At 36.3% G+C, this 7,924-nt stretch carries 5 protein-coding genes; all 5 read right to left on the bottom strand.

Annotated features, from left to right (window positions below; all coding sequences use genetic code 11):
* Nucleotides 1-124: 124 nt before the first annotated feature.
* Nucleotides 125-1,051, bottom strand: a complete 927-nt coding sequence (locus PSU83_RS14185) for a DUF58 domain-containing protein (protein ID WP_300590208.1) — start codon at nucleotides 1,049-1,051, stop codon at nucleotides 125-127.
* Nucleotides 1,052-1,281: 230 nt separating this feature from the next.
* Entirely contained in the window at nucleotides 1,282-1,599 is a 318-nt protein-coding gene (gene trxA / locus PSU83_RS14180; RefSeq protein WP_290286294.1) for a thioredoxin, read from the bottom strand.
* 113 nt (nucleotides 1,600-1,712) lie between these two features.
* Nucleotides 1,713-6,236, bottom strand: coding sequence for a DNA polymerase III subunit alpha (gene dnaE, locus PSU83_RS14175; protein WP_300590207.1), 4,524 nt, complete (start codon nucleotides 6,234-6,236; stop codon nucleotides 1,713-1,715).
* Between the two features lie 155 nt (nucleotides 6,237-6,391).
* Entirely contained in the window at nucleotides 6,392-6,775 is a 384-nt protein-coding gene (locus PSU83_RS14170; RefSeq protein WP_300590206.1) for an RNA-binding protein, read from the bottom strand.
* 130 nt (nucleotides 6,776-6,905) lie between these two features.
* A complete protein-coding gene (locus tag PSU83_RS14165; protein WP_300590205.1) occupies nucleotides 6,906-7,670 on the bottom strand; it encodes a DUF6252 family protein in 765 nt (254 codons plus the stop codon).
* Nucleotides 7,671-7,924 lie beyond the last annotated feature (254 nt).

Raw genomic sequence — 7,924 nt, 5'->3', positions numbered from 1 at the left:
GTGACAGGCATGTATTCTAACCAACTGAACTACCAAACCTCTGCGTTATTGCGGTTGCAAATATACAATGCTTTTTGTATTCTGCAAGTGTTTTTTGTTAAAAAAAATACTGTTAAGAAAAATATTATACAAACATTTGTTTTTCAACCAAGTATGTCGTCAAGATTTTTTCAAAACTGTCTTCTACAGCCACAGGAACATACTTAATATTGTTCTGAGCGCAGGTCATTGCCAAAGTTTTAAAGTAATCTGTGACTTTTTCTTCGTACACTTCTTTAATGGTATCGGCAAAAATATTGATGGTTTCACCTGTTTCCAAATCGATAAACTTTCTTGGTGCGTTATCAAAATTAAAATTAACTTCCGTTTTTTTATCGATTACATGAAAGACCACTACTTTGTGTTTGTTGTGTTTTAAATGTTGTAATGCATTGAAAAGCGCTTCATTATTAGTAGTTTGAAACATATCCGTGAACAAAACAATCATCGAACGGCGGTGGATTTTTTCGGCAATTTGATGTAAAAAAGTAACGGTGTCTGTGCTTTTGGATCCTTTAGGGTTTTCTAATAGATCTTCTAGTTTGCTTAAAATCATTCGGTGATGCCGGTCGCTTCCTTTTTCGGGAGCATAGTATTCATAGGTATCTGAATAAACGCTTAATCCAACTGCATCGCGTTGTTTTTTTAATAAATTCATCAAAACCGCTGAAGCCAAAACTGAAAAACCGATTTTATTGTGGAAAAATGCTTCACCCATTTTTAGTTTTGGATAATGCATCGATGACGAATTGTCAATAATTAACTGACACCGAAGATTGGTTTCCTCTTCGTATTTTTTGGTGTACAATCTGTCGGTTTTGGCAAATAATTTCCAGTCGATGTGTTTGGTGCTTTCGCCTACATTGTAGACTTTATGTTCGGCAAATTCGGCAGAAAAACCATGAAACGGACTTTTATGCATTCCCGAAATAAATCCTTCGACCACTTGATTGGCAAGCAATTCGAGGTGTTGGAATCCGGAGACGAGTTCTTTTTGTTCTTCAATCTTCATACATCAAATATAGAGAAAGATTAAGACTAAAAAATTAAAAATTTCATAAAACAAACTGCAGTTCTATTTAGCCCCGATAGCAGCGGCATCCTTTTTTCTCGTTGCAAAACGAGAGAAAAGATAGAGCGGATAGCGGGAGGATATTTTCTGAGAATAACTAAATACGTGCTCCTAATAACAAAAAAAGGCTCAACTTTCGCTGAACCTTTTCAAATTATCTTACTATTTTATTACAATAAGGCATCAATCGCATCGGTGTAGGTTTTCTTTGGAGCAACGCCAACTTGACGTCCTACAACTTCACCATTTTGAAAAACCAGAACGGTTGGAATATTACGAACCCCGTATTTTGCAGCAAATTCTTGATTAGCATCTACGTCAACTTTCCCAACGGTTGCTTTTCCTTCATATTCTGTTGCGATTTCGTCTATAACCGGTCCAACCATTCTACATGGTCCACACCAAGCTGCCCAAAAATCTACAACTACCGGTTTACTTGATTTCAATACTACTTCATCAAAAGTAGCATCTGTAATTGCTAAAGCCATATCTTATCTTTTTAAATTGTTCTATTTAATATTAGACAAAATTAGTCATTTTATTTGGTTGACTGTTATAAAAAAATCAGTTTTGGTTATGAAATCATTAGTAGAACTGATACTTAATTTAAGCTGAATTTGATGTTCATTTTTTCTAATTCGAACAGCAATTCATTTGAAATTTTAATTTTCAATTTCCTGCTGGGTAATGAAACTCGCGTTTTGACCGTATTTACTTCTTCAACAAGCGGAATTTCAAGCACAATATCTTCGCTATTCTCGGCACTAATTCCTTCTCCGTCGAAGTTCTCTTCTTCTACTTCGGGCTTCAAAATAACTGCCGGAATTATTTTCACGGTATCAATTTCGACGATTTCAAAAGTCACGGTATTGTCGCCTTTATTCAACTGAAAAACAGCATTCAGTTGTTCTATACTGTGTTTGTGCAAATCCTTAATATCAATTCGCACATTGAGCTTTTTGGCAAAATGTGGCATTACATCCTGCAATTGTCTTACATCTGTAAATTGAATTCGGGGATCTGATTTTTTTCCAGTTTCCCGATTTACCCAACCGTCTTTTACCAAAACTTTGAAATAAATAAATTGATTATTGACCAAAAAATGTCGGTACTTTAAATATTCTTCATCAAAAATCCGAAACTCATGACTTTCATCATAGCCTTCTAAAGTGAACATGGCCCAGTCTTTTCCGTTTTTTGCAGTTCGGTATTGCACGTTGGTTACAATCCCTGCAAAGGTTAACGACTTTCCGATATGATTCTCAAGATTCTTTAAATACTCCAATTTGCTGTTACAGAAATATTTCATTTCAAAGCGATAATCGTCAAGCGGATGTCCCGAAATATAAATCCCAACCACTTCTTTTTCTTTGGCTAATTTTTCCATCGTACTCCATTCTTCACATGGCGGAACAATTGGTTCAGCAATTTGGACTTCACTCGCATCACCAAACAAACTTACTTGCGATGAATTTTCGTTTTCCTGAAATTTGGCCCCATAACGCACTGCTTTTTCAAGAAATGTAATTCCTTCGCCTTCGATATGGAAATATTGTGCTCGATGTGTGCCTTGAAAACAGTCAAAACCTCCGGCTAATGCCAAACTTTCAAATGCTTTTTTATTCGCTGCACGCAAATCTATTTTCTTCGCTAAATCAAATATCGATTTATAGGGTTCGTCTTTTCTGTTTTGAACAATAGTATCAACTGCATTAGCACCAACGCCTTTCACAGCGCCAATTCCGAAACGAACCGCATAATTATCGTTCACCGTAAACTTATAAAACGACTCATTGACATCGGGACCCAAAACTTGCAATCCCATGCGCTTGCATTCTTCCATAAAGAATGAAACTTGTTTAATATCATTCATATTATTGGACAAAACTGCCGCCATATATTCCGCTGGATAATTGGCTTTTAAATACGCGGTTTGATAGGCAATCCAAGCGTAACAAGTGGAATGCGATTTATTAAAGGCATATTCTGCAAACGCTTCCCAGTCTTTCCAAATTTTCTCCAATTTAACTGCTAAATGTCCTTTGGCCTCAGCTTGAGCAATGAATTTAGGCTTCATTTTATCCAAAACATCTTTCTGCTTTTTCCCCATCGCTTTTCGCAAAACGTCGGCATCCCCTTTAGAGAAATCGGCTAGTTTTTGTGACAAAAGCATTACTTGCTCTTGATAAACCGTGATTCCGTAGGTTTCTTTTAATAACTCTTCGCAGGCTTCGATATCGTATGTGATTTCCTCTTCACCATTTTTCCGCTTAATAAAACTCGGAATGTAAGCAATTGGTCCTGGACGATATAACGCATTCATCGCAATCAAATCACCAAAAACAGTTGGCTTTAATTCCTTCATGTATTTCTGCATTCCGGCACTTTCATACTGGAAAATCCCAACTGTTTCGCCGCGTTGGAAAAGTTCATACGTTTTCAAATCATCAATCGGAAAAGCATCTGGATCGATGTCTTTTCCCGTTCTGTATTTTACCAGTTTAACGGTGTCTTTTATCAAAGTTAGGGTTTTTAATCCCAAGAAATCCATCTTCAACAAACCCGCGCTTTCTACGACCGAGTTATCGAATTGAGTAACATATAAATCCGAATCTTTCGCCGTTGCTACGGGAACGAAATTCGTAATATCACTTGGCGTAATGATAACACCACAAGCGTGAATTCCCGTATTTCTTAGATTTCCTTCCAAGAATTTTGCTTGATTAATGGTATCCGAACACAGCGAATTTTCTTTAGAAAGCGCAATCAGTTCCTTTACTCTTTCAAATTCTTCAGGACGCAATGTCTTTTTGATTAAGGCTTCATCTTCAGATAAAAGTCGCGCTAGATTCCATTTTGAAGGCATTAAACCCGGAATCAACTTAGCTACTTTATCGGCTTCAAAAAGCGGTAAATCCATAACCCTTGCAGTATCACGAATACTCGATTTGGTTGCCATTGTTCCGTAAGTAATAATCTGGGCTACTTGTTTCGAACCGTATTTTTGGATTACATAATCCATTACTTTGCTTCGGCCTTCATCATCAAAATCAATATCAATATCGGGAAGGGAAACCCTATCTGGATTCAGGAAACGCTCAAAAAGCAAATTATATAAAAGCGGATCAATATTGGTAATTCCGAGACAATAGGCAACCACAGAACCTGCTGCAGAACCACGACCCGGTCCAACAGAAACGGCCATTTTTCGAGCTTCAGCAATGAAATCTTGTACAATTAGAAAATATCCAGGATAACCCGAATTTTCGATCGTTAGCAATTCAAAATCGATACGTTCCTGAATTTCTGGAGTAATTTCAGAATACCTTCTCTCCGCACCTTCATATGTTAAATGATGCAAGTAGCTGTTTTCTCCCCGTTTACCTTTGTCGGCTTCATCTTCGGCCACTAAAAATTCGGCGGGAATATCAAATTTAGGAAGTAAAACTTCACGCGCTAAATCGTAAATCTCGATTTTATTGACAATTTCTTCGGTATTTGAAATGGCTTCGGGTAAATCATGAAACAATTTTTTCATCTCATCTGCCGATTTGAAATAATATTCCTGATTGTCTAATCCGTAGCGATAACCACGGCCGCGGCCAATAGGTGTGGATTGTTTTTCGCCATCACGAACACACAACAAAATATCGTGGGCATTCGCATCTTCTTTATTTATATAAAAAACGTTGTTCGTTGCAACGATTTTTACATTGTGTTTTTTGGCTAAAGCAACTAATGAAACATTCACTCGATTTTCATCTTCCTGATTGTGGCGCATTAATTCGAGATAGAAATCATCTCCAAATTCTTGTTTCCACCAAATCAAGGCTTCTTCAGCTTGGTTTTCACCAATATTTAAAATTTTGCTCGGAATTTCTCCATACAAATTCCCCGACAAAATAATGATATCTTCTTTGTATTGTTGAATGGTTTTTCGATCAATCCTAGGCACATAATAAAATCCTTCGGTATAAGCGATAGATGATAGTTTCGCCAAATTATGGTAGCCTTTTTTTGTTTTGGCCAAGAAAATAATTTGATATCCATTGTCTTTTCTAGACTTATCTTTCAAATCATCACAAACATAAAACTGGCAACCAACGATTGGTTTAATAATCGTTTCTGTCGGCGTTTCTCCGTTTTCTTCAGCCGATTTATTTTTGGCTTGTGCCGATTTATTATGGTATAAAATATCACGAACAAAATGGAACGCGCCCATTAAATTCGCATTATCCGTCATTGCAACAGCCGGCATTTTATTGGCAACAGCTGCTTTTACTAAGCTAGCCACGCTTATGGTAGATTGTAAAACAGAAAATTGAGTGTGATTGTGCAAATGCACGAAGTCGACATCCGCTAAATTGTGTTCCCCTTTCTTTTCTTCTGTTGGAGTTGCAACTTCTTCTTTTTTCTGAAATTGCTTTCTGATTACTTCTGAAGCTTGTTTAAGATTGATGTGCTTCAAGCCGATCAACTTAATTTCCTGCGGATTATTTTTGCTGAATCTTTCGAAATAATCTGCCGGAACGTCTAATTCTTCTTTAGTAAAAATCCTTCTGTTAATCAACTCTAAAAAACAACGCGTAGTTGCCTCAACGTCGGCAGTAGCATTGTGCGCTTCCGAAAAGGGAGTTCCAAAAAGATAGTTGTGCAATTCGGTTAGTGTTGGCAATTTGAATTTACCGCCACGTCCACCGGGTAATTTTAAAAGGGAAGCGGTAACTTCGGTACACGTATCTAAAATGGGCATAGAACTCATTGCCGATTGAACTCCCATTCTGTGAAATTCGCAACCCATAATGTTGACGTCAAAACCTAAATTCTGACCAACTATAAATTTGGCTTTTGATAAAGCAATGTTGAATTTTTCTAAAACTTCTTCTAGTGAAATACCTTCTTGTTGTGCTAATTCGGTAGAAATTCCATGAATTCTTTCCGCATCATACGGAATATTAAATCCTTCAGGCTTAACCAAATAATCTTCATGTTCGATAAGATTTCCTAACTCATCATGAAGTTGCCATGCAATTTGAATACATCTCGGCCAATTATCAGTATCTGTAATTGGTGCCGACCAATTTCTTGGCAAACCAGTAGTTTCAGTATCAAAAATTAAGTACATCTGTTATAGAATTTGGAAAAAGGCAAGAGCCAAAAGTGAGTTTTGAATGGAAACAAAAATACATTTTAGCGGTCAGAAAATAAAGTTTAGTTATCAACAAAGCATAAAAAAAGCCATCTCAAATGAGATGGCTTTCAGTTTATCTAGAATGTAGATTAATATCTTCCTCTATCTCCACCACCGCTGTTTCTATCATTGTATCCACCACGAGAGTTTCCACCACCAGAGTTTCCACCACCGTAACCACCACCGCTTCCGCCTGAACGGTTGTTGTTGAAGGTTCTTCTTTCACCTTCTGGTTTTGGCTCAGATTTATTAACTACGATTGTACGTCCTTCTACTGTTGCACCGTTTAATTCGTCGATAGCTTTTTGAGCTTCTTCGTCATTAGACATTTCAACAAAACCAAATCCTTTACTTCTTCCAGTAAATTTATCAGTTATAATTTTAACAGAGTCAACTGTTCCGTAAGCCTCAAAAGACTCTCTTAAATCTGCTTCGTCAATACTGAACGGAAGACTTCCAACAAAAATGTTCATATTATTTATTTAAAATTCGAACACAAATATACTTTAAATAAAATGTAAATAGCTAAAAATTTGGACTTTATTATATTATTAACAAAAAAACCATCCGAAGATGGTTTTATAATATTGATTTCCAAAAAATTTAGATTGATGGATATATCGGAACTTTGTAAAATTCACCATATTGGAAATTCAAAATTGGCCCACCAAAAGGACTGTCGTTTGAATTGGCAGCATTAAATTTGAATGTACCCGAAACAGTAAAGTTTGCTTGATCGTATTCGGTGATTTTTATTTCGCCGTTGCTGTTTTGTGTGTTTAATATTCTTAATCTACAGTTTACATCACCTTGAGCAACTGTAACTATATCTCCCGGAGCATATCCCGTTCCTCTTGATGTTACTCTAATTACAGATGACACAGCTCCCGATGAGTTAGCAATCACGGCAACTTTCAGACCTGAACCCCCACCTACAGCTGAAGTCGTTTCATGTGAACTAGTGCAAGTATAAGTTGTTTGACCTGCAGGGAGATTACAATCTGACACATAGCCTGTTCCGCCTGAAATTATAGCGACACTGTAAACAGGACCGCTAATTGGCATCGTTGCATAAGCTAAAGCAACATCATTAAAATTTGAGGTATAAGTAGCAGAATTGTTGACATTTGTTGTGCCAAAAATATAAGTTCCTGCATTCGCACTTGCAGTATTCATTGTAATAATTTCATATTGCGTGTAGGCTTCAATTCTTAGTTTACCCGTTTCACTAACATACGCTCTTGCATCATTAGCTCTCCAAAAAACATCATCTTTCTGACCTTGAAATCCAGGATTGTTGAATTTCACATCTTCTTGACAAGAAGAAAAAGCAATAGCAATTATAAATAGAGGCAAAAATCTTTTCATTTTGATTGTATTTTATTGACAAAAATAACTTTTTAATGCAAAAAGCCAATTTATTTTTGAAAAATAATGCTAAAGACGAATGTTAAAGTCACTTAAAATCAAAAACTTTGACTGTAATTAGTTTGTTCTCAAAAAAAAACTATCTTTGCACCCTTAAAATAATCGAGGTCGAGCACCTCAAATTAATCAAAAAGATTATGTCAGTAAAAATTAGATTACAAAGACACGGTAAAAAACAAAAACCTTTTTACTGG

This window comes from Flavobacterium sp. (assembly GCF_029945805.1).
In the GTDB taxonomy this organism is placed as follows: domain Bacteria; phylum Bacteroidota; class Bacteroidia; order Flavobacteriales; family Flavobacteriaceae; genus Flavobacterium.
This window is presented reverse-complemented; position numbering and strand designations above follow the sequence as displayed.

Bases quoted from the DNA above. Each gene is read 5' to 3' on its own strand.
- PSU83_RS14165 (WP_300590205.1), bottom strand. From the start codon at position 7,670: ATGAAAAGATTTTTGCCTCTATTTATAATTGCTATTGCTTTTTCTTCT.
- PSU83_RS14170 (WP_300590206.1), bottom strand. From the start codon at position 6,775: ATGAACATTTTTGTTGGAAGTCTTCCGTTCAGTATTGACGAAGCAGAT.
- PSU83_RS14185 (WP_300590208.1), bottom strand. From the start codon at position 1,051: ATGAAGATTGAAGAACAAAAAGAACTCGTCTCCGGATTCCAACACCTC.
- trxA (WP_290286294.1), bottom strand. From the start codon at position 1,599: ATGGCTTTAGCAATTACAGATGCTACTTTTGATGAAGTAGTATTGAAA.
- dnaE (WP_300590207.1), bottom strand. From the start codon at position 6,236: ATGTACTTAATTTTTGATACTGAAACTACTGGTTTGCCAAGAAATTGG.